Genomic DNA, 21,450 nt, shown 5'->3' with positions numbered 1-21,450 from the left:
CATAATCTATTACGGTATTTTGGTCGGTTCAAAAGGGAGGTAATTTGTTAACTTGAGACGTTTATCCATTATCCTCCGACATGAGATCAACATCCCCTAACAGCAGCAATATAAGCCATTTGTAGCCACCCATAACCCCGCAAATCCCGACCCTTAAATTCCCATGATTTTTAAACAGGCCCTTCGCCGCGAACTCAGTTTTACGACTGGCGGGGTCTTTTTGGTCTTAGTTACCATCATGGTCACCACCTTGGTGATTCGAATTCTAGGTTACGCTGCTAACGGTACAGTCAACCCAGAAGACGCGCTGGTATTAATAGCCTTAGCAACTCTAGGCTATCTTGCAGTTCTTCTAACAGTTTCTCTCTTTGTCGCCACCCTGATTGTTTTGGTTCGTTGGTACAAAGATTCAGAAATGATCGTATGGTTTGCAAGCGGATTAAGTGTGACGAATCTCATCCGCCCTATTTTGCAATTTGCCACCCCGCTAATCATTGTCATCGCTTTGCTAGCCCTTTTTGTCTGGCCTTGGGCCAATCGCGAATCGACTCTCATTAGTCAACGTTTTCAGCAACGTGATGACGTATCCATGGTGAGTGCCGGCCAATTTAAAGAGTCCGCAAAGGCAGAGAGAGTATTTTTTATTGAAGAGCTAGATGTTGAAAAGAGCGAAGTAAAAAATATCTTCGTAGCTGATCAAAAAAATGGTCGTCTTAGCATCGCAGTTTCCTCCACGGGCTTTATTCAAAACTCTGAAGGTGGCGAGAAATCGGTCGTCCTACACAATGGCCGAAGATATGAAGGGCAGCCTACCCAGCCTGATTTTAGGATTTTAGAATTCAATGAATACAGCACAAAAATCCGCAGCAAAAATGCCTTAGCACCAGCACCGCGTGATCGAGAAAAAACTATTCAGGAACTGCTGAATGACCCGTCTCCTGCTGCACTAAATCCCAATCGAGCTGAGTTACTTTGGCGTATCGGACTGCCTTTGATGGCTTTAGTCTTAGTCCTGATTGCCATACCTCTTGCCTACGTTAACCCGCGCCTGGGTAATTACACGGCAATGTTTTATGCAGTCTTGATTTACTTGATTTATAGCAACCTGCTTAACCTGACTCAGAATTTTGTTTCGCAAGGCAAGGTCAGTGTTTTTGTCGCAATTTGGCCAATACATTTACTCGCCCTATTCATTGCAACCATGTTAATTCGGAATCGCATTAATCCATCCTTAAAGTGGTGGCATCGTCAGCTACCCGCTTCTTTGGCAAGTAAATGAAGTTGCTCTTTCCCTTCATCTACGAACGTTACCTAGCAAAGCAGATTTATGCTGCTTTTGGCTTCATTTTGTTTGCTCTTGTGGCTCTATTTTTGTTCTTCGATATTCTGAGCGAGCTGGGATCCGTACAAGGCGCTTATACGCTTCCCTTAGCATTACTTCATGTACTCTTAAAAGCACCTAGCCGCATTTCGGAAATTATTCCGATTGCCGGTTTAATAGGCAGTATCTATGTATTTGCAATGCTCGCCAGCCAGTCTGAATTCACTATTCTTTGTATCGCCGGCTTAGATGTAAAACGAGGCCTCATCACCCTCACCAAAATCTCACTTCCTTTGATTGTTCTTACGCTCATCATGAGCGAATGGGTTGGACCATACGCCGAAGCTAAGTCCGATCAGATTCGCATGAAAGCAATGGGATCCGCATATTCATCCCAGTTTAGAACGGGTGTTTGGGTAAGAGATCGTTTACGCGATGAAGATGGCAGCGGCCCTGTGCGACCTGGTGTTCGTTATGTCAACGTAGGCAAGGTTGATAAAGATAATGAAATTCACAATATCCGGATGTATGAATTTAATGACGCCTACCATCTTTTATCGATTCGAAGCGCTGAAGCAGGGAAGTTTGATGAAACAGGTATTTGGATTTTAAATGATGTTACTGAAACTCGCTTTAAAGAAACAAAACAATCGGACCCGCTAAATCCCGTATTTAGCGCACGCACTTTTACACATCCTATTTTGACGCTCGAGTCTGAAGTTACCCCACAAATTTTGAATGTGCTCTTGATTAGCCCTGAAAAAATGTCAATTGTGAGTTTAGGTCGCTTTATTTCTCATTTGCGCGATAACAAGCAAGATGCGCAACGCCACTCCATTGCCTTTTGGAAAAAGGTGATTTACCCATTTACTATTTTTGTGATGCTTACCTTGGCACTACCATTCGCCTATTTAAAAGTACGCGCAGGTAGTGTAGGTATCAAAGTATTTGGGGGAATCATGTTGGGCATGAGCTTCCAGCTATTCAATTCCCTCTTTTCTAATGTGGGACTCTTGGGATCTTGGCCGGCTCTTTTGACCGCCTTAACGCCGCCATTGATCTATTTCTTACTAGCCCTCATTGGCCTGCGTTGGGTTTCTAAGGCTTAATACCCAAAAATCATTTAGAATTTGATTCCTATATCTTTGTTGATATATAGATAGGAATCTTATGAATCTTCATCAATTCCGTTTCGTACGGGAAGCCGTTAGGCAAAATTTCAACTTAACGACCGTCGCAAAGGCACTATTTACCTCTCAGCCAGGAGTATCTAAAGCAATCATTGAGCTGGAAGATGAGCTAGGGGTAGAAATCTTTCGTCGTCATGGAAAGCGTATTCGCTCCCTTACAGAGCCTGGCAAACGCATTTTGAGCTCCATTGAGCGCATCTTAGATGAGGTCGAAACCCTCAAAAGAGTTGGCAAAGATTTTGCCAGTCAAGATCAAGGTAGTTTTGTGATCGCCACAACTCACACGCAAGCACGTTACGCACTCCCTAAGGTGCTAACCGAATTTACCAAACGATTTCCAAAGGTAAAAGTCAGTATCCAGCAAGGTAGTCCCAGACAAATTGCGGAATTATTGACGCATGATCGCGCGGATATTGCAATTGCCACAGAAGGCATCGCCAATACTCCTGGGGTGCTTGCTTTACCCGGTTATCAATGGCAACACGTGCTGATGGTGCCATTAAGCCACCCCCTTCTGAATCAAGCCACGCTTACCTTAGAAGAGATCGCCAAGTATCCAATCATCACCTATGACAAAGCATTTGCAGGTCGTAGCAAAATTGATGCGGCCTTTGCACAAAGAAACATTACGCCAGACATTATTTTGGAAGCTATTGATGCTGACGTCATTAAAACTTATGTAGAGACCGGTATGGGTATCGGCATTGTTGCTGGTCATGCATATGACCCTGATCGAGATCGCAATCTCAAAGTGATACCAGCAGGTCATTTATTCGGAAACAATGTTACCCATCTTGGTTTTAAACAAGGAGCGTACTTGCGCTCATTTGTATATACATTTATTGAACTCTTCTCTCCCACGCTCACCAAGAAAATTGTTGAGCAAGCCATGTCGAGCGAGGCAGACACTTACGAGATTTAAATTATTTGGGAATGATCAAAGACTGACAAGTCTTTGATGGTGCCTCGGGGCGGACTCGAACCGCCACGCCTTGCGGCACCGGATTTTGAGTCCGGCACGTCTACCAATTCCATCACCGAGGCAGGTGTTTACAGTGGAAAATCTGCTTAAGATACTGAGATACTGCTAAAACATGAGAGTGTAACAAAAAATGTGTTGTTACCCCCTACCTTGGGCATAGAACCCCTTAAAATGAGGGCTTCTAGCCAAATTATTAAAAGGAATTACCCGTATGGCCGGCCATTCGAAATGGGCCAATATTCAGCACCGCAAAGGTCGTCAGGACGAAAAACGCGGCAAGATTTGGACCAAACTCATCAAAGAAATTACTGTAGCCGCCAAACTGGGCGGGGGCGATATTGCGACTAACCCGCGATTACGCCTGGCTATTGATAAAGCCAAAGACTCTAATATGCCCAACGATAACGTTCAAAGAGCGATTCAGCGCGGCACCGGATCTCTTGAGGGGGTAAACTATGAAGAAATTCGTTATGAAGGTTATGGCATCAATGGCGCTGCCATTATTGTTGATTGCTTGACAGATAACCGCACCCGCACCGTTGCAGAGGTACGCCACGCATTTAATAAAAATGGCGGCAATATGGGGACCGAGGGTTCCGTTGCCTTCTTGTTTAAGCACTGCGGTCAAATGTTATTTGCTCCAGGCACCAGCGAAGATCAACTCATGGAGGTAGCCTTAGATGCTGGCGCAGAAGATGTGATTACGCATGATGATGGATCCCTGGAGGTCTTATCCCCTGTACCTGATTTTTCAAAAGTTCAAAATGCCATTAGCAAGGCAGGTCTCAAACCTGAGCTGGCTACTGTTACCATGCGCCCTGAGACTGAAATCACCCTTAAGGGTGAGCAGGCAGAAAGTACGCAGAAGCTGCTTGATGCATTAGAGAATTTGGATGATGTACAGGAAGTATTTACAAACGCTGCTCTTTAAATTTACTTACATTACTTTTAATTTCCCACTCATCACTACACTACTGATAGCTTGTTATGAAAATTTTATTGATCGGATCTGGCGGACGTGAACACGCTTTAGCCTGGAAATTAGCGCAATCGTCTCAAGTACAAAAAGTCTATGTTGCGCCTGGTAATGGCGGGACTGCTACCGCAAAGCAAGCTGCCGCGGGCATTGAAAACTTACCGATTACTGGATTACAAGCGTTGGCTGATTTTGCCAAGCGTGAAAAAATTCACCTCACAGTAGTTGGCCCTGAGGCCCCACTCGCTGCTGGCATCGTCGATGTATTCCGCAACAACGGTCTGCGTATTTTTGGACCTACGCAATTAGCAGCCCAACTGGAGTCTTCCAAAGATTTCTCTAAGGCTTTTATGAAGCGGCATGGCATTCCCACTGTTGATTATCAAACCTTCTCGAATGCACTTGAGGCACATGCTTATATTGACTCAAAAGGTGCGCCGATTGTAATTAAAGCTGATGGTCTTGCTGCTGGCAAAGGTGTGGTGGTTGCCATAAGCCTTGAAGAAGCGCATGTTGCTGTTGACATGATGCTCGCTGACAACAAATTAGGTAACGCAGGCGCTAGAGTAGTGATTGAAGAATTTCTCACAGGCGAAGAGGCTAGCTTTATTGTTTTAGTGGATGGCAAAAATGTTCTTGCTTTGGCAACAAGTCAAGATCACAAACGTTTACTAGATGCAGATCAAGGTCCTAATACTGGCGGTATGGGTGCCTACTCACCTGCTCCAGTAGTGACACCTGAAATCCATGCGCGCGCATTACGTGAAGTCATCATGCCAACAGTGAAAGGCATGCAATCTGACGGCATCCCTTATACAGGCTTCTTATATGCCGGTCTCATGATTGCCCCAGATGGGAAGATCAAAACTTTAGAATTTAACTGTCGCATGGGTGACCCTGAAACACAGCCCATCATGGCACGTTTACGCAGCGATCTTGTCAATGCCTTAGACCATGCTGTAGATGGCAAGCTGAATGAAGTGGAATTGGAGTGGGATCGCCGCACTGCACTAGGTGTCGTTCTTGCAGCCCATCACTATCCTGATACCCCTCGTGCTGGAGATGAGATTACTGGCATACCAGCTGATACCGAAGACCAAATCACTTTCCACGCTGGCACCAAGCTACAAGATGGCAAACTAGTAACATCTGGCGGTCGGGTGATGTGTATTGTTGGTTTGGCGGACACTGTTCGTGGCGCACAACAAAAGGCATACGAAGCAATCAATCAAATTCAGTTTGACGGCATGCAATATCGTAAAGATATTGGTTACCGCGCAATCAAGTAAATCCTCATAAAGTCAAAGCTTCCTTGTCAGATAAATTTACTCAAATCGATATCGCCGCCTTAAAAGATTATTTTTTAGGCCTACAAGATCGCATCACAAGTGCGATGAGCGCATTAGATGGCAAAGTCTTTATCGTGGATGAATGGCATAAGCCTGAAGATAGCAAACTCAAAGGATATGGTCGCACCTGCATTTCGGATGGTGGCAATATTCTAGAAAAGGGTGGCGTAGGCTTCTCCCACGTTCGTGGCGATCAAATGCCCCCCTCAGCATCACATCATCGCCCAGAAGTGGCGGGACGAAGTTTTGAAGCAATGGGTGTGTCTTTGGTATTTCATCCAAACAACCCCAAGGTTCCCACCACCCATATGAACGTCCGCTGCTTTATCGCTCAAGCACCAGGCAAGGAGCCAGTTTGGTGGTTTGGGGGCGGCTTTGATCTTACCCCGTATTATGGCGTCGATGAAGACTGCAAACACTTTCATCAAACCGCTAAAAATGCATTAGATCCTTTTGGTGAGGAGCTTTATCCACGCTTCAAAAAATGGTGCGATGAATATTTTTACCTAAAGCATCGCGAAGAACCGCGCGGTATTGGGGGGATTTTCTTCGACGACTTTAATGAGCTCGGCTTTGAGCAAAGTTTTGCCATGACTCGCGCAGTGGGTAACGCCTTCATTGACGCTTATCCACCGATTGTGGAACGGCGTTATCAGGATAGCTTTACCTCGGCAGAAAAATCTTTTCAAGAATACCGACGTGGTCGATATGTAGAGTACAATCTCATTTTTGATCGAGGAACCATCTTTGGGCTGCACTCTGGCGGTCGCACAGAATCCATTCTGATGTCGATGCCGCCAGTGGTTCAATGGCGGTACAACTGGCACCCAGAGCCCGGCACACCAGAGGCCAAACTCTATGATTATTATTTGAAGCCGCGTGATTGGCTAGCTTGAGCATCCGTCATTGAGCACCATTAAAAAAATTGGCATTCTTGGGGGCACCTTTGATCCTCCTCATGTTGGCCATCTTCGCTTGGCCACCCATTTTGCGAAATTATTAAAGCTTGACGCCTTATTGCTCATCCCTAGTGGCGAACCTTGGCAAAAAGGGAGCGGAATTACACCTGCTGAAACGCGCTTACAACTAACAGAGGCTGCTGGCATTGATTTGGCTCGTGCATTTTTATATCTAAAGATTCCAACACAAGCAGGAATTGATCGGATCGAAATTGATCGTGCTAGACCGAGTTACGCAATCGACACTGTTAAGGCGTTACGCGAGCGTTTTGGCTCCAGTGCCAGCCTCAATTGGCTCATGGGGGTAGATTCTTTAGTGGCGCTACCGAATTGGAATTCTTGGGAAAAACTCAGTCAGTACGTCAATTTTGCTGTAGCGAATAGACCTCGCCATGATTTAAAACAAAAAATGAACCCTGAGGTCCACCAATTTTTAGAAGATCACCAAACCATGCAGGCCGCCGCCCTTGAAAATAGCCCTGCAGGCCTCATATACATCGATAAAAGCCTCAATGTTGACCTATCCTCTACCGAACTGAGGGGGCAGCTGAAGTCATCCTCAAGAAGCTCTATAGCTTCTAAGAAAATCCCCACCCATACCCTAGAAATCATTACAAAACTGGGCTTGTATCAGCAATCAAGTTAAGATCACCCTAAATCTAAAAAATTATTGCCGAGAAAATATGGACTTACGTAAATTACAACGCGTCGTGATTGATGCCCTAGAAGATGTGAAAGCACAGGACATCCGCGTTTACGACACCACTAAATTAAGCGAATTGTTTGATCGCGTGGTGATCGCCACTGGCTCAAGCAATCGTCAAACACGGTCTTTGGCAATGTCAGTCAAAGAGGAGGTGAATGCCAAAGGTGGAGAAGTCATCTCTATCGAAGGCTTGGAAACTGGCGAGTGGGTATTGGTAGATTGTGGCGATATCGTCGTACATATTTTGCAACCCATACTCCGCTCTTACTATCAGCTTGAAGGTATGTGGGGCGCCAAGCCAGTACGCGTGAAGTTAGCGGGTAGCAAAAGGGCTTGCTAAAGCCAGCGAATCTGAAGACAACGAAGAATAACTTCAGCACAAGCCGCATCGATGCGCCTCACCATTGTTTCAGTTGGCCATAAGATGCCCGATTGGGGGGTTGCTACGGCAACTCATGACTACATCAAACGAATGCTTGCGGATTGCAGCATCGAAATCAAAGAGATCAAGCCTGATCTCACTCCCGCTAAAGAAGCAGTCAAAATATCGGCCGCCATCCCCAAGGGATCTAGAATCATCGCATTAGATGAGCGCGGAAAAGACCAAATTACTTAAAATCTAGCAACTCAACTCGCTAGCTGGCGCCAAGAGGATTTTGATATTACTTTTTTAATCGGTGGCGCCGATGACTTGGATTCCAGCTTAAAAACTAGTGCGCAAGCCATGTGGCGCCTCTCTAGTCTGACATTTCCACACGCAATGGCAGAGTCTTATTGGTAGAGCAGCTGTATCGAGCCTGGACTATTCTGCAGGGGCCACCCCTACTATCGCGAGTAATCCCTTGTACTCTTACGTTTACCTTGCCTCACAAAGCCCTCGTCGCCAAAAACTCTTAAAACAAATCGGCGTACGCTTTGAAATGCTCTTGCCTAATTCAGGCGAGGATAGCGAAAGCATTGAAGCCCCTCTTCCTCAAGAAAAAGCGCGCATCTATGTAGAGCAAGTTACCTTAGCTAAGAGCGCTGCTGCTCTTACTAGATGGCAAAAGAGCGGCTTGCCATGGGCACCTATTCTCTGTGCCGATACTACGGTTAGCCTACCCAATAGCCCTGACGGTGAAATTCTGGGCAAACCAATTGATGCAGTAGATGCAGAACGCATTCTGATTATGCTCAGTGGCAAATTACACGAAGTATTAACAGCAGTGGCACTAACTATGAATCCAAATGAAAGCCCCATACTGCTTGTGCAAATATCTAAAGTTCAATTTGCAGACTTATCTCCCGATCAAATACAAGCCTATATTGCGAGTGACGAGCCCTTTGGCAAAGCCGGGGGCTTATGGTATTCAAGGCCTAGGGGGTACTTTGATTCCATCCATTCAGGGAAGCTATAGCGGTATCATGGGCTTACCTTGAAACTCAAAATTTACTAGAAATTGCTGGTCTGGCTCGCGTATGAATGAAGAAATACTAATCAACATCACACCTCAAGAAACCCGAGTTGCATTAATTCAGCAAGGCGCTATTCAAGAGTTGCAAATCGAACGTACGCGGCATTGTTGGCAATATCTACTTAGCTAAAGTAGTGCGTGTATTGCCAGGCATGCAATCTGCTTTTATTGAGATTGGTCTAGAGCGTACTGCTTTTATGCACGTTGCTGACATTACTCAAAACAACCCTCAAGCTCAAATTGAAAAATTATTATTTGAGGGTCAAACTCTTTTAGTGCAGGTCTTAAAGGATCCGCTGGGGACTAAGGGTGCTCGCCTCACCACCCAACTCAGCATAGCTGGACACAATTTAGTCTACCTACCCCCTGCGGACGGTGGATACAGCCACAGAAAAATATATTGGTGTCCTCAGCGCATCGATCAACCTGAAGAGCGTGAAACTATTAAAGCTCGTTTGGCAAGTCTTATGGCGCCAGACGAAAAAGGCGGCATTATCGTCCGAGCTAGCGCTCAAAATGCATCCGATACGGAGCTACAGCACGACATGCTCTACCTTCGCACCACTTGGGAAAACATTCATGCGGCAATAAAACACAACGCAGCTCCCACCCTACTCTATCAAGACCTTAGTCTGGCAGAGCGGGTTTTGCGTGATGTTGCTGGTAAACAAACCAGCCAGATCCGAGTGGACTCCAACAAGAATTTTGAAAAACTCAAAGCATTCACCACTGTCTACATGCCCAATTTACTGTACAAGCTGACATTACACAGAGGTGAGCGGGCGCTATTTGATTTATTTGATGTAGATGCTGAGATTAATAAAGCACTTGGTCGACGCGTAGACCTCAAGTCAGGCGGACTACCTCATGATCGATCAAACAGAGTCTATGACAACCATTGATGTAAACACTGGCAGAGCTATGTGGGCGCACGCAATCTGGATGACACTGTCTTTAAAACTAACCTTGAAGCAGCTCAGGCGATCGCTAGACAACTTCGGACTTCGCAATCTCGGCGGGATCATTATTATTGATTTTATCGACATGATTAGCAAGGATCATCAAGAATCTGTATTGCATGCGCTTAAACGTAATCTTGAGAGAGATCATGCGCGCACTTCTGTCAGCGATTTTTCTTCCTTAGGCTTAGTGGAGATGACACGCAAACGCACCCGTGAGTCATTGGCCCACATTACCTGTGAACCCTGTGCTACCTGCCTTGGAAAAGGTGAGGTTAAAACAGCGCAAACGGTTTGCTATGAAATTCTGCGGGAAATTGTTCGAGAACATCACCAATTCAATCCTCGTGAATTTAGAATTGTTGCAGCCCCAATGTGATTGACCTATTCCTCGAAGAAGAAAATCAATTTTTGGCACAGCTAGGTGATTTCATTGGAAAACCAATCACCCTTTAAGCCGAGGGCAGTTTCCGCCAAGAGCAATACGACATCGTTCTGAGTTAATTTTTCTGATTGCGTTTAATTCTATTAGGCGTTTGAGAATTGAATGCGATGCAGATTCGCATAGAGTCCATCTTGCTTAATGAGATCTTCGTGAGAACCATTCTCAATAATTTTGCCGTGTTCTAAAACTACAATTCTGTCAGCATGCTCGATAGTGGATAAGCGATGTGCAATCACTAATGTGGTTCTATTGGCCATGAGTTTTTCTAGAGCCTCTTGAACTTGTCGTTCAGACTCTGAATCTAAAGCTGATGTTGCCTCGTCAAGAATCAAAATGGGGACATCTTTGTAAATAGCGCGAGCGATTGCTAAACGTTGGCGCTGACCACCTGATAAGCGATTACCGTTATCACCTATTAGAGAGTCAATGCCCTCTGGTAACTCTTTAATGAGTGCGCTCAAATTGGCAGCCTCTAAAGCTTCCATTACACGACCCCGATCGATACCTGCTTGACTGTTTGCGCCATAGGCTATATTCGCAGCAATCGTATCGTTAAATAGAATGACGTCTTGACTTACAAATGCGATTTGTCGACGCACATCAGACAACACAATATCCTCTAAAGGAATGCCATCTAGGTAAATATGACCACTGGTAGGCTTGTAGAATCTTGGTAATAAGTTGACGAGCGTAGATTTTCCGCCACCAGAAGGACCAACAAATGCAACCACTTCTCCTGGATTAATGGTGAGATTTATATTGCTAAGAGCATCTTTTCGATCACCTTCTTGCTCATATGAAAATCCAACATCCTCAAAACGAATGCCACCTTTAGTTTTATCAAGCGACTTCATATTCTGCTTGCGATCTTCATCCTCTTCGAAAGGTTGATCCATTAGTCCAAATATCATTTCTGCAGCAGTTAAGCCGCGTTGAAGCGGCTGATTAATATCTGCTAAGTGCTTCAGCGGAGAGATCACCAGCATCATTGCTGTAATAAATGCAGCAAATGCCCCAACAGTCGTGCCTTCCGTGGCGGACTGCATCAACGCAATCACCAGCACTACTGATAAAGCCATGGAGGCTATCAACTGAGTTATTGGCTGATTCAGTCCACCAGCCACTGCAGATTTGAGTGCAAATTGGCGCAAACGTTCTGCCTTTTCCTTAAAGCGGTTCATCTCATAATCTTCTGCGCCGTGAACTTTGACAATTTTGTAACCAGCAGCAGCCTCTTCCACAATGTAGGCAAGCTCACTAGTCAGCGTTTGTTGCTCTCTATTAAGCACTCTCAAGCGACGATTAATTTTGCTCATGATGAATGCAATCACAGGAAAAATAATCAGAACCACTAAGGTTAACTGCCAGTTAAGGTAAATTAAGTAACCAATTAGCCCAACAACTGTTAGTGAATCTCTTACCAAGCTAATTAACATTCCACCCATGATCGAGAGGACATTGTTGACCTCAAAGACAACTGCATTAATCAAATTGGATGCAGAATTCTTTTGAAAAAAGGTTGTGCTAGCGTGCAAGAGCGTTTGAAACATTTGCTCACGTAGCTTTAGCAGTACGGAATTGATCACCCTCGTCAGCAGGTAGTTCGATAAAAACTGGGCCAAACTACGGACCAATGCCAAACCCACCAAAAAGACGGGCACTTGCCACAGCTTGCTATTGAGTTGCTCCGTAAATCCGCGATCCAATAATGGCTTCAGGAGAGCTGGAATCGAGGTTTCGGTGCCAGCAACTAATGCCATGGCTAAAAGCGACCCAATAATCAAGCCAATATGGGGCCTAAGATAGGTAATTAAGCGATTTAGGGCAATTCGGTCTTGAGCATTCATATAATGAATTATGCCCGCCTTATCAGTCATACTCATCACCCGCAATGAAGAGGCCAATTTGGACGATTGTCTGACCTCCTTGGAAGGTATTGCCCAACAGATAGTGGTAGTCGATACGAATAGCTCTGATCGCACCCTGGAAATAGCCAAAAACTATGAGGCTACCATTTCCCAGCCCTCAGATTGGCCTGGTTTTGGGCCCCAAAAGAACCGCGCCCTAGATCTAGCAACTGGCGAGTGGGTTTTATCTTTGGACGCCGATGAACGCTTAACCCCTGCCCTGCGCTCAGAAATATTGACAGCGATTCACCATAGCGCCCACATCGACTGCTTTGCAATACCAAGACTATCCTGGTACTGCGGTCGTTTTATTCGCCATTCAGGCTGGAGTCCGGACTATGTAGACCGTCTCTTTAAGCGCGGCTCCGCTCGTTTTTCTGATGATTTAGTTCATGAACGACTTATCCCCAATGCTAAGGTCGCCAAACTAGAAAATCCCCTGCTGCACTACAGTTTTATGAACTACTCTCAAGTCCTTCAAAAACTGGATCGCTACTCCAACGCCTCAGCAGAACAAGCATTTGCCAAAGGCAAATCGAGTGGCCCAATCAAAGCTGTCCTTCATGGAGTTTGGGCATTTTTTAGAACTTATATTCTGCGAGCTGGATTTTTGGATGGTCCCCAAGGTTTTGCTCTAGCAATCTCCAATGGTCAAGGGACTTATTACCGCTATATCAAGCTGTGGCATTTGAGGTCGGGAAGCGGGTAAATGATTTCGATATTGTTGGCTACTTATAACTGGCCACAAGCACTAAAGCTCTGCCTTGAGTCACTGGCTGACCAAACCGATCACAATTTTGAAATCATCATTGCCGATGACGGCTCCACTGAGAGCACAAAACAAGTCATTGAGGCAATGAAAGCTTCTCTTCCAATTGCCATCACCCACCTCTGGCAAGAGGATGACGGTTTTAGAAAGACCAGAATACTCAATCAAACGATAGCCGCCGCCCATGGGAACTACCTCGTTTTTCTGGATGGTGATTGCATCGTCCAGCCGGACTTTGTTGCTAGGCATCGTGAATTAGCGCAAAAGGGCTACTTAGTTACCGGCAGTAGAGTCCTGCTGGATGAAAACCTCACACAGGAATTGCTCGCTTGGCCAAAATGGGACTTCGCACGCTTTTGCTCAAACCTCATCAGTAAGCGCATTAGTGGTGGCATTAATAAGTACTGGCCTCTTAAGATAAAACTGGGTAACGGCTCTTGGCGCGACTATCAAAAATTTGTTTGGCGCCGTATTAAAGGCTGCAATATGGCCTGCTGGAAAGCCGATGCCGAAGCCATCAATGGCTTTGATGAAACCATGACAGGCTGGGGTCATGAGGATGCTGATTTTGTGTTTCGTTTGCAACATCATCACATCAAACGGAAATCAGGCTCTTGGTCTACCGAGGTGCTTCACTTATTTCATAAAATACATGATCAAAGCAATGCTGCCGAGAATGCTCGTCGCGTGCGTGAGAAGATTCTAGCTAAGGCACTCTAAGCATTCTCTCTTTTATGACCACTTACTCCAAACTCAAACCGAAAAAGGTGCTCTTTATTGCTACCAGGCAAATCGGTGACGTATTGGTAACTACACCGCTTATCAACAAAGCTAGGGAGCTCTGGCCGAATGCCGAATTTCATTTTTTAGGGTACCGCGGTAAGCTAGAAATGCTCTATGGCAACCCTGATATTGCTGAAGTGATTGAAACATCCGATAGGCCTGGCTTTAAAGAGTACTTCAGTCTCTTTAATCGACTGTTTCAACGTTATGACTTGGCTGTTGTTACGCAACCAAGCGATCGAGCCTACCTCTATGGTCTAGTAGCCGCTTTTAGAAGGGTTGGCGTACTTGGCGGACATCCTCAAGGAAAAGATGCTGAGGATAATCACAAGCGCAGCAAAAGTGAGAAACAAAATGCGTGGAAGAAGCTAATCTGCATGCACACAGTCGATGTAGATTACTTTAAACAGCATGTTATTGTCGAAAAACTACGTCTACTGGAATGCTTTTTTAAAAACTCAGCTGAACTTTTTAGCAAACCAATCTCTGTGACCCTTCCCGCTGGCGAGCCCTTATCACCTGCCATTGTCAACGAACTCAAACAGCCCTTCGTAGTGGTGCACCCTGGACCACTCACTGCTTACAAACGTTGGCCGCTGGCCTATTGGCAAGAGTTAATTACCTGGTTGGTAAAACAAGGCTTTCAGGTGGCATTGAGTGCTTCTCCTGCCAAGCAGGATGTACAACTTAATCATGACATCATTTCCCTATTAGACGATGATTGCAAAAAACAGGTCATTAATGCCGCTGGTAAGTTAACCATTCCTCAAGCAGGCACCTTGATTCGCAATGCAGTTTTATATATCGGAGTAGACACTTCTATTACCCATTTAGCTACGGCCTGTAATACGCCCACGATTACTCTACTTGGGGCCACTCCACCAACCAACTTTGGTCCATGGCCCAATGGCTTTAGAGGTGAGCAACCCTACCATTTGCGCGCCCGAACCCAAACTATTGGAAATGTCACTATCTTGCAAGGGCCTGGTGAATGCGTGCCCTGCCGCAAAGCGGGTTGTTTAGATAAAGCAGATAGTTACAGCGAATGTTTAGACTTACTTGAACCTCAGCAAGTGATAGCGGCGATTGAGAAAGTCTTGCCAACCCAATAAACAAAGTACTGGAAAATGGAGGTTTAGTGGTACTGAACCTGCGCTGGGTCTTTTTGCTTAGAGGCCAAAATTTGATTAAGACTATGCAAACAAGCATCGTCAGGATAAATACGTAGCTCTTCTGGGAATTGCATCAGACAGGCGCCGCCACTAGTAGTTACTGCGGCAGTTAATATCAAACCCTTCATGCCCTCATTAGAACCCGGAGTTGGTGAAGTAGGGGCGCCCAACTTGGGATCTCTAGTGCGATTCGCCATTAAGTAAGGATTAATTTGACTCCGAAGCATCTTGACGTCAATGGCATCATCGATACAAACATGGACATTGCGAGCAAAGCGCATGCGCGCTCCAGTAATACCCATTACCGCCTCAGACACGATACGCACACCGCCAGAAAACTTATCGGGCGTCACATTTACCTTAGCAATTAAAAGCTCATCTTCTTTTAACCAAGATCGGTTAAGTTCATACACTTCGCTATACAAAGTTACTTCAAGAGCGGCCGTACCGTCATCAATCGTCGCAATCATCATACGACCGCGTTGTCCAGTTAACATCCGAGCGGAGGTAATAATGCCCGCAATGAGCTGATCCTTTCCTTCAGTCACTTTAGCTAAAGGTTGACGGATGAAGTGAGATGTCTCATCACGATAAGCATCAAACATATGACCCGTTAAGCAGAGGCCTAGAGCTGTCTTTTCTTCTTGCAAACGTTTTTTTTCAGACCAAACTGGCTCGCGTACTAGCTCTGGAAGGTGGCGATTTTCTTCACCAGCAACTTCAAATAAGCTCATTTGATGTATAGATGCCTCAGCTTGTTCAGCAGCTTCAATAGCCCTCGCTAATGATGCGAGCAAGGTCGAACGAATGTCATATAAGTTCCCGCCAGCCGATACAGAGTCGCGATAAAGACTATCAAAAGCACCTGCACGCATTAAAGCTTCAATGGCACGACGATTCACTTGGCGCCGATCCACACGAGCGCAGAAATCAAATAAATCCTTAAATGGGCCACCAGTTTCACGTGCCTTCACAATCGACTCAATAGCAGCTTCACCGGTACCGCGCACAGCACCTAAGCCATAACGAATATGACTAATCGGCGAATCTGATGAGGCGTCGGGCGCACGTAATGGGGTGAACTCATAAACCCCTGTATTGATATCGGGCGAAAACACACGAATATTATTCGCCAAGCAGTCGTCATACAGAATCTTCACCTTATCGGTGTCATCCATGGCGAGCGACAAGTTGGCTGCCATAAATTCAGCAGGGTAATATGCTTTTAACCAAGCAGTTTGATAGGCTAAGAGTGCGTATGCGGCTGCATGAGATTTATTAAATCCGTAGCCTGCAAAACGCTCCATCAAATCATAAATTTCATTCGCTTTAGCTTCAGTAATACCGCCTGCTTTGGCACCATCACTAAAGATCTTGCGATGTTGGGCCATTTCTTTTGGCTTCTTCTTACCCATCGCACGACGCAACATATCAGCGCCACCGAGAGAATAGCCGCCAATCATTTGGGCCATCTGCATGACCTGCTCTTGGTAGACCATAATGCCGTAGGTCTCACGTAGAACAGGTTCAATACGAGGATCTGGATACTCTACTTTTTGACGACCATGCTTACGTTCAATAAAGTCCGGGATCAAATCCATTGGACCTGGGCGGTATAAAGCCACCAAAGCAATAATGTCTTCAAAGCGGTCTGGCTTCACCTCACGTAGCATGCCTTGCATACCACGGCTTTCTAGCTGGAACACAGCAACGGTATTAGCGCGCTTTAGTACATCAAATGCTTTTTCATCATCTAGCGGAATCTCGCCGATATTCCAGTCTTTACGATCAGCGTGCAAAGCTTTAATCCAGCGCTCCGCCGCTGCCAAGATAGTGAGGGTTGTCAAGCCTAGGAAGTCGAATTTCACTAAACCAATGGCTTCTACGTCATCCTTATCAAACTGACTGATGACAGAACTACTATCCTGATCTTTGCTTTCCTGGGTATATAAAGGACAAAAATCAGTCAGGCGCCCTGGTGCAATCAACACACCGCCCGCATGCATGCCCACGTTACGAGTCATACCTTCTAGCTGTTGTGCCAATGAAAGCAATTGACGCACTTCATCTTCATTCTTCTCGCGTTCGGCTAATTGCTTTTCTTCCTTCTTCGCCATCTCAATCGTCATGTACTGACCTGGCTTATTTGGAACTAGCTTCGCAATGCCATCAACGAAGTTATAGCCCTGCTCAAGCACACGACCAACGTCACGAATCGCCGCTCTCGCGGCCATCGTTCCAAAAGTCGCAATCTGACTGACGGCATCTTTGCCGTACTTATCCTTCACGTACTGAATTACGCGGTCGCGACTGTGCTGGCAGAAGTCGATATCAAAGTCAGGCATGGATACCCGCTCTGGATTTAAGAAGCGCTCAAAGAGCAAGTTGTAACGCAAGGGATCCAAATCGGTAATACCGAGCGAGTACGCCACTAAAGAACCTGTACCAGATCCACGACCAGGGCCAACTGGTACTCCATTATTTTTAGCCCAGTTAATGAAGTCCGCCACAATTAAGAAGTAACCTGGGAAACCCATTTGAGAAATGGTCTTAACCTCAAATACCAAACGCTCGTGATAACGCGCCATTTCTTTTTTACGCTCTTCTGGATCAGGGAAGTTACGCAACATATGGCGCTCTAAACCGACTTCAGATTGGGCAAGCAAATACTCATCCAAGGTAATACCTGGGGGCGTTGGAAAATCTGGCAAACGGGGCTGACCTAAGACCAAGGATAAATTGCAACGCTTCGCAATTTCAACAGAGTTTGCTAATGCCACTGGCAAATCAGCAAAACGTTTTTCCATTTCTTCTTGAGATAAGAAGTATTGTTCTTCATTGAATTTTTTAGCGCGCCGGGGATTGCCTAATAATTCCCCCTCAGCAATACAAACCCGAGCTTCGTGTGCTGTGAAATCACTTTTCTGCATAAACTGAACTGGATGGGTTGCAACTACAGGCAAATCTAATTCACTAGCAAGATGGCAGGCAAGTTGTAGTTGCTTCTCATCCTGAGGATTACCACCACGCTGAACTTCCAAATAGAAGGACTGAGGAAAAAGTTTTTCGTAACGACTAGCAACCAACTTGGCCTGCTCTTCTTGACCAGCCAATAATGCTGCCCCAACCTCACCCATGCGCGCACCAGAGAGCGCAATTAATCCATAAGATAGGGTGCTGCGCTTAGCCGCCTTATCTTCCGCCTTAGCTGCAGGCTCACTAAACCACGCTGAATCCACTTCAGCACGGCCACGAGATTGATTATCTAAGGAGGCCCTACTGAGCAACTCACACAAATTGAGATAGCCGGAATGGTTTTGGACCAAGAGCAGTAGGCGATGAGGTTGATCTGGATCTTGAGGATTGCTCACCCAAACATCTGCACCCGCTATGGGTTTAATACCACCTGACCGAGCGGCCGTGTAAAAACGCACTAAGCCAAATAAATTACTCAAATCCGTAATGGCTAAGGCGCCCATTTCATCTTTGACCGCGGCCGCAACCGCATCATCTATGCGCACGACTCCATCCGTAATTGAAAACTCGGAATGGATGCGAAGATGTACAAAACGAGGTGAAGCCATGAGATGATTTTAGCTGTGTCCCAACTCAAAAACCCCTCATCTCCACCTGACGGCTATATCGCGAGCGTTTGCCCCTTGCCCACCGGTCCGCTGCATGCTGGATCGCTGGTTGCAGCTCTAGGAAGCTGGCTAGATGCCCGTAAAAATGGGGGGGGTAAATGGGCTCCTTAGAATGGAAGATTTAGACGCCCCACGCTGTATCCCGGAGACGAGTCGGATTATTCAATCCCAGCTACTTGCCTGCGGCCTTACTTGGGACGAGGATATTAGCTATCAATCACAACGAAATAAGGCCTATCAAGGGGCTTTAGAGCGCTTAAATGGTCTGGAATGCCTCTATCCCTGCACCTGCTCCAGACAGACGATAGCCAATGCCTTAGCTAAGCTTGGAATCGACACTCCCCGTAATCAAGAAATGATCTACCCAGGCACCTGTCGACCCAAAAGACTAACAAACTACTCCATGGATCACTTCTCAGGCACGAAACAAGCATGGAGATTAGCGCTACCCCATGATTGCCAGATTGAATTTATGGATTTAGCGCTAGGCCTTCAAAGCCAAAACCTCAAAGAAGTAGGTGATTTTGTGCTCCTTAGAAGAGATCATCTTTTTACTTACCAACTTGCTGTTGTCGTGGATGATGCCGAACAAGGAATTACTCATATCGTGCGTGGGCAAGATTTACTCAGTAATACGGCTCGGCAAATTTATTTGCAAAACCTATTGGGATACCAAACACCCCAGTATCGGCACTTACCTTTGGTGCTAGATGAGCATGGTGAAAAACTAAGCAAGCAGACTTTAGCAACGCAAATTCAAACCCAAGACAAACATCATGCGCTAGAGGAATTACGTAAAGCAGCAAAACATTTGGGCTTGAGTGAATTACCTGGCGGTGAGAACATCACCATTGCAGAATGGCTTCTGTCAGCCCACTCATGCCTGGAAAAGCTAAAAAATTATTTCTTTTTAAAGCCACCCAATAGGGCACCAACTGCGGGCTTTGCTGGAGTGATACCCACTTTTTTCTCTTCAGTTTTTGCCGCCTCTGCAGTCGAAGCAGATAGTGCACCTGGCTCATAAGGCGTATAAAAGAATGGATCTGACATCTCGTTAGGTGTGCCGCTAGATTCACCGGATGATGAACGAGTTGGAGATGCAGCTCCTTCAGGTAAAGGCTTCACATCTAACTTACGCTTCATCAATTTTTCGATATCGTCGAGCAAACGCTTTTCGCTGGCATCCACTAATGCAATGGCATCGCCTTTACTACCGGCACGACCAGTCCGTCCAATGCGATGAATAAAATCTTCAGCGTTGTAAGGCAGTTCGTGATTAATCACACAAGGCATATCTAGAATATCCAGACCACGAGCAGCGACGTCTGTTGCCACCAGAGCTTCGATTACACCAGACTTAAATGCATCTAAGGTTAAAGTGCGCTCACCTTGACTCTTATCGCCATGGATCGCGCCCGCTTTAATGCCATCGCGCTCTAACGCAAGAGACAATTTGGCGCATCCTAAACGGCTATTAGTAAAAATAATGCATTGGCGTGATAAACCAGCACGTGTTCGTGCCTCCAAGACTCTCACAATCGCGCGTTGCTTATCGGCAGAAGAAACCATATGCACAACTTGCTTTACGGTATCTGCAGCAGCATTTTGACGAGTCACCTCAACCGTTACCGGAGTGCGCAAATAACTTTGCGCCAGCTTCTTGATTTCTGGTGAGAAAGTTGCTGAGAACAACAGGGTCTGTCTTTGCGCGGGAATCAAATTAATAATGCGTTGCAAGTCAGGCAAGAAACCCATATCTAACATGCGATCGGCTTCATCCAATACCAAGATCTCTACCTGCGAGAGATTGGCGACTTTAGAACCAATGTGATCAAGTAAGCGCCCTGGGGTAGCAATCAGCATTTCTACGCCATTGCGCAGAATAGCCGCTTGCTCTTTCATATCAACGCCACCATAAACAACAGCAGCTCTTAAATCGGTATGCTTTGAATAACTAGCCGCATTCTCGGCAACCTGTACGGCCAACTCGCGGGTTGGAGTAAGAACAAGCGCACGAATAAGATGACGTGCGGGTGATGCGCTGTTACTAGCATGGCGCAATATTTTTTGAATGATCGGCAATACAAAGGCAGCAGTCTTGCCAGTACCCGTTTGCGCCGCCCCCATCAAATCACTTCCTGCTAAAACATGCGGAATCGATTGCGCCTGAATCGGAGTGGGAATGGTATAGCCCTGTTCAAGAACCGCTTTTTGAATTTGCGGATCTAAACCAAAGTCAGCAAACGTGATGGTTGATGCTGGGGCAGCAGTAATAGCACTGGTATCGCTAAGGTTGGCAGAGTCACCAACCCTTGAAGAAGGATGTATTTCAGTAGCAGTATTTGTCAAGGTAACTTACAGGATGGCCGCAATGCCGGCCTTAGCGGTTTCGGCATCCTCGGTCGATTTAACGCCGGAAACGCCGACTGCGCCGATGGTAAACCCATTTACCTCGATATTGACCCCACCTTCCAACATGCCCGAAATATGTGGGGCAGATAAGAATGAAGTACGGCCATTGTTAATAATTTCTTCGTAAACACGACTTTCGCGCTTACCCATAGCTGCGGTGCGCGCCTTCTCCTGCGCAATATATGCAGACACAGGAGCGCAACCATCACGACGAATCAAGCCCAGCATATGGCCACCATCATCACAAACAGCAATCGTTACTGCCCAATTATTTTTGGCAGCATGTTGATCGGCGGCATTCAAAATCTTTTGAACATCAGCTTGAGTGAAGTAAGGTTTAGTTGCAGTCATATTTAATCTTTCTGTCTCGAATATGGTGTATTTGTTTCATGCACTTCTATATAAGCACTTGAATTATAAGG

17 protein-coding genes, 1 tRNA gene and 3 pseudogenes are annotated in these 21,450 nt (G+C 45.9%); 16 read left to right on the top strand and 5 right to left on the bottom strand.

The features are described 5' to 3' along the window. Positions 1 to 163: 163 nt before the first annotated feature. From lptF to DXE37_RS03385, 3 genes are all read left to right on the top strand, one after another. Positions 164 to 1,279, top strand: coding sequence for an LPS export ABC transporter permease LptF (gene lptF / locus DXE37_RS03395; protein ID WP_114636577.1), 1,116 nt, complete (start codon positions 164 to 166; stop codon positions 1,277 to 1,279). Beyond that, positions 1,276 to 2,430: an LPS export ABC transporter permease LptG gene (gene lptG / locus DXE37_RS03390; protein WP_114636576.1), complete on the top strand. Its 1,155-nt coding sequence runs from the start codon at positions 1,276 to 1,278 to the stop codon at positions 2,428 to 2,430. Before lptF ends, lptG begins: the two co-directional genes overlap by 4 nt. A gap of 61 nt (positions 2,431 to 2,491) precedes the next feature. Continuing rightward, entirely contained in the window at positions 2,492 to 3,433 is a 942-nt protein-coding gene (locus DXE37_RS03385; RefSeq protein ID WP_114636575.1) for a CysB family HTH-type transcriptional regulator, read from the top strand. A 37-nt stretch (positions 3,434 to 3,470) separates the two neighbouring features. On the opposite strand, the gene DXE37_RS03380 is transcribed toward DXE37_RS03385, so the two are convergent. Next, positions 3,471 to 3,555, bottom strand: a tRNA-Leu gene (locus tag DXE37_RS03380). Positions 3,556 to 3,704: 149 nt separating this feature from the next. Between DXE37_RS03380 and DXE37_RS03375 the strand changes: the two genes are divergently transcribed. From DXE37_RS03375 to DXE37_RS14480, 9 genes and pseudogenes are all read left to right on the top strand, one after another. Further along, entirely contained in the window at positions 3,705 to 4,424 is a 720-nt protein-coding gene (locus DXE37_RS03375; protein ID WP_114636574.1) for a YebC/PmpR family DNA-binding transcriptional regulator, read from the top strand. A 56-nt stretch (positions 4,425 to 4,480) separates the two neighbouring features. After that, positions 4,481 to 5,758, top strand: a complete 1,278-nt coding sequence (purD, locus tag DXE37_RS03370) for a phosphoribosylamine--glycine ligase (RefSeq protein WP_114636573.1) — start codon at positions 4,481 to 4,483, stop codon at positions 5,756 to 5,758. Between the two features lie 44 nt (positions 5,759 to 5,802). Continuing rightward, positions 5,803 to 6,714 (top strand): oxygen-dependent coproporphyrinogen oxidase, encoded by a 912-nt coding sequence (gene hemF, locus DXE37_RS03365; protein ID WP_114637526.1) that lies wholly within the window; start codon positions 5,803 to 5,805, stop codon positions 6,712 to 6,714. A 10-nt stretch (positions 6,715 to 6,724) separates the two neighbouring features. Further along, positions 6,725 to 7,423: a nicotinate (nicotinamide) nucleotide adenylyltransferase gene (gene nadD, locus DXE37_RS03360; RefSeq protein WP_114636572.1), complete on the top strand. Its 699-nt coding sequence runs from the start codon at positions 6,725 to 6,727 to the stop codon at positions 7,421 to 7,423. 37 nt (positions 7,424 to 7,460) lie between these two features. Continuing rightward, positions 7,461 to 7,823, top strand: coding sequence for a ribosome silencing factor (gene rsfS, locus DXE37_RS03355; RefSeq protein WP_231971032.1), 363 nt, complete (start codon positions 7,461 to 7,463; stop codon positions 7,821 to 7,823). Between the two features lie 51 nt (positions 7,824 to 7,874). Next, positions 7,875 to 8,321: pseudogene (rlmH, locus tag DXE37_RS03350) on the top strand (23S rRNA (pseudouridine(1915)-N(3))-methyltransferase RlmH). A gap of 4 nt (positions 8,322 to 8,325) precedes the next feature. Then, a pseudogene (locus tag DXE37_RS03345) lies at positions 8,326 to 8,902 on the top strand (Maf family protein). A 187-nt stretch (positions 8,903 to 9,089) separates the two neighbouring features. Then, positions 9,090 to 9,839 (top strand): ribonuclease E/G, encoded by a 750-nt coding sequence (locus DXE37_RS14485; protein WP_462803979.1) that lies wholly within the window; start codon positions 9,090 to 9,092, stop codon positions 9,837 to 9,839. Continuing rightward, entirely contained in the window at positions 9,805 to 10,275 is a 471-nt protein-coding gene (locus tag DXE37_RS14480; RefSeq protein ID WP_462803978.1) for a ribonuclease E/G, read from the top strand. Before DXE37_RS14485 ends, DXE37_RS14480 begins: the two co-directional genes overlap by 35 nt. 149 nt (positions 10,276 to 10,424) lie before the next feature. Here DXE37_RS14480 and msbA read toward each other — a convergent pair whose 3' ends face one another. After that, entirely contained in the window at positions 10,425 to 12,188 is a 1,764-nt protein-coding gene (gene msbA / locus DXE37_RS03335) for a lipid A export permease/ATP-binding protein MsbA (protein WP_114637525.1), read from the bottom strand. A 10-nt stretch (positions 12,189 to 12,198) separates the two neighbouring features. Between msbA and DXE37_RS03330 the strand changes: the two genes are divergently transcribed. Genes DXE37_RS03330 through DXE37_RS03320 form a run of 3 tightly spaced genes read left to right on the top strand, consistent with a single transcriptional unit; the run spans position 12,199 to position 14,912 of the window. Continuing rightward, positions 12,199 to 12,957: a glycosyltransferase family 2 protein gene (locus tag DXE37_RS03330; protein ID WP_114636571.1), complete on the top strand. Its 759-nt coding sequence runs from the start codon at positions 12,199 to 12,201 to the stop codon at positions 12,955 to 12,957. Further along, the gene (locus tag DXE37_RS03325) at positions 12,958 to 13,737 is read left to right on the top strand and encodes a glycosyltransferase family 2 protein (RefSeq protein WP_114636570.1); all 780 of its coding nucleotides are present in this window, start codon (positions 12,958 to 12,960) and stop codon (positions 13,735 to 13,737) included. A 14-nt stretch (positions 13,738 to 13,751) separates the two neighbouring features. Next, positions 13,752 to 14,912: a glycosyltransferase family 9 protein gene (locus tag DXE37_RS03320; RefSeq protein ID WP_114636569.1), complete on the top strand. Its 1,161-nt coding sequence runs from the start codon at positions 13,752 to 13,754 to the stop codon at positions 14,910 to 14,912. 23 nt (positions 14,913 to 14,935) lie between these two features. On the opposite strand, the gene dnaE is transcribed toward DXE37_RS03320, so the two are convergent. After that, positions 14,936 to 18,556, bottom strand: a complete 3,621-nt coding sequence (dnaE, locus tag DXE37_RS03315) for a DNA polymerase III subunit alpha (RefSeq protein ID WP_114636568.1) — start codon at positions 18,554 to 18,556, stop codon at positions 14,936 to 14,938. A 133-nt stretch (positions 18,557 to 18,689) separates the two neighbouring features. Between dnaE and DXE37_RS12235 the strand changes: the two are divergent. Next, a pseudogene (locus DXE37_RS12235) lies at positions 18,690 to 19,352 on the top strand (glutamate--tRNA ligase family protein); the annotation flags it as partial. Between the two features lie 164 nt (positions 19,353 to 19,516). Here DXE37_RS12235 and DXE37_RS03305 read toward each other — a convergent pair. Beyond that, positions 19,517 to 20,965, bottom strand: coding sequence for a DEAD/DEAH box helicase (locus tag DXE37_RS03305; protein WP_114636567.1), 1,449 nt, complete (start codon positions 20,963 to 20,965; stop codon positions 19,517 to 19,519). A 6-nt stretch (positions 20,966 to 20,971) separates the two neighbouring features. Next, entirely contained in the window at positions 20,972 to 21,379 is a 408-nt protein-coding gene (locus tag DXE37_RS03300) for a GlcG/HbpS family heme-binding protein (RefSeq protein ID WP_114636566.1), read from the bottom strand. Positions 21,380 to 21,450: the final 71 nt, after the last annotated feature.

Source organism: Polynucleobacter necessarius (genome assembly GCF_900095205.1).
Lineage (GTDB): Bacteria > Pseudomonadota > Gammaproteobacteria > Burkholderiales > Burkholderiaceae > Polynucleobacter > Polynucleobacter necessarius_E.
The sequence above is the reverse complement of the archived record's forward strand: the minus strand, read 5'-3'. Positions and strand labels throughout refer to the sequence as shown.

Coding starts and splice junctions, on each gene's coding strand:
- lptF (WP_114636577.1), top strand. CDS start 164: ATGATTTTTAAACAGGCCCTTCGCCGCGAACTCAGTTTTACGACTGGC.
- lptG (WP_114636576.1), top strand. CDS start 1,276: ATGAAGTTGCTCTTTCCCTTCATCTACGAACGTTACCTAGCAAAGCAG.
- DXE37_RS03385 (WP_114636575.1), top strand. CDS start 2,492: ATGAATCTTCATCAATTCCGTTTCGTACGGGAAGCCGTTAGGCAAAAT.
- DXE37_RS03375 (WP_114636574.1), top strand. CDS start 3,705: ATGGCCGGCCATTCGAAATGGGCCAATATTCAGCACCGCAAAGGTCGT.
- purD (WP_114636573.1), top strand. CDS start 4,481: ATGAAAATTTTATTGATCGGATCTGGCGGACGTGAACACGCTTTAGCC.
- rsfS (WP_231971032.1), top strand. CDS start 7,461: ATGGACTTACGTAAATTACAACGCGTCGTGATTGATGCCCTAGAAGAT.
- DXE37_RS14485 (WP_462803979.1), top strand. CDS start 9,090: ATGCAATCTGCTTTTATTGAGATTGGTCTAGAGCGTACTGCTTTTATG.
- DXE37_RS14480 (WP_462803978.1), top strand. CDS start 9,805: ATGATCGATCAAACAGAGTCTATGACAACCATTGATGTAAACACTGGC.
- msbA (WP_114637525.1), bottom strand. CDS start 12,188: ATGAATGCTCAAGACCGAATTGCCCTAAATCGCTTAATTACCTATCTT.
- DXE37_RS03330 (WP_114636571.1), top strand. CDS start 12,199: ATGCCCGCCTTATCAGTCATACTCATCACCCGCAATGAAGAGGCCAAT.
- DXE37_RS03325 (WP_114636570.1), top strand. CDS start 12,958: ATGATTTCGATATTGTTGGCTACTTATAACTGGCCACAAGCACTAAAG.
- DXE37_RS03320 (WP_114636569.1), top strand. CDS start 13,752: ATGACCACTTACTCCAAACTCAAACCGAAAAAGGTGCTCTTTATTGCT.
- dnaE (WP_114636568.1), bottom strand. CDS start 18,556: ATGGCTTCACCTCGTTTTGTACATCTTCGCATCCATTCCGAGTTTTCA.
- DXE37_RS03300 (WP_114636566.1), bottom strand. CDS start 21,379: ATGACTGCAACTAAACCTTACTTCACTCAAGCTGATGTTCAAAAGATT.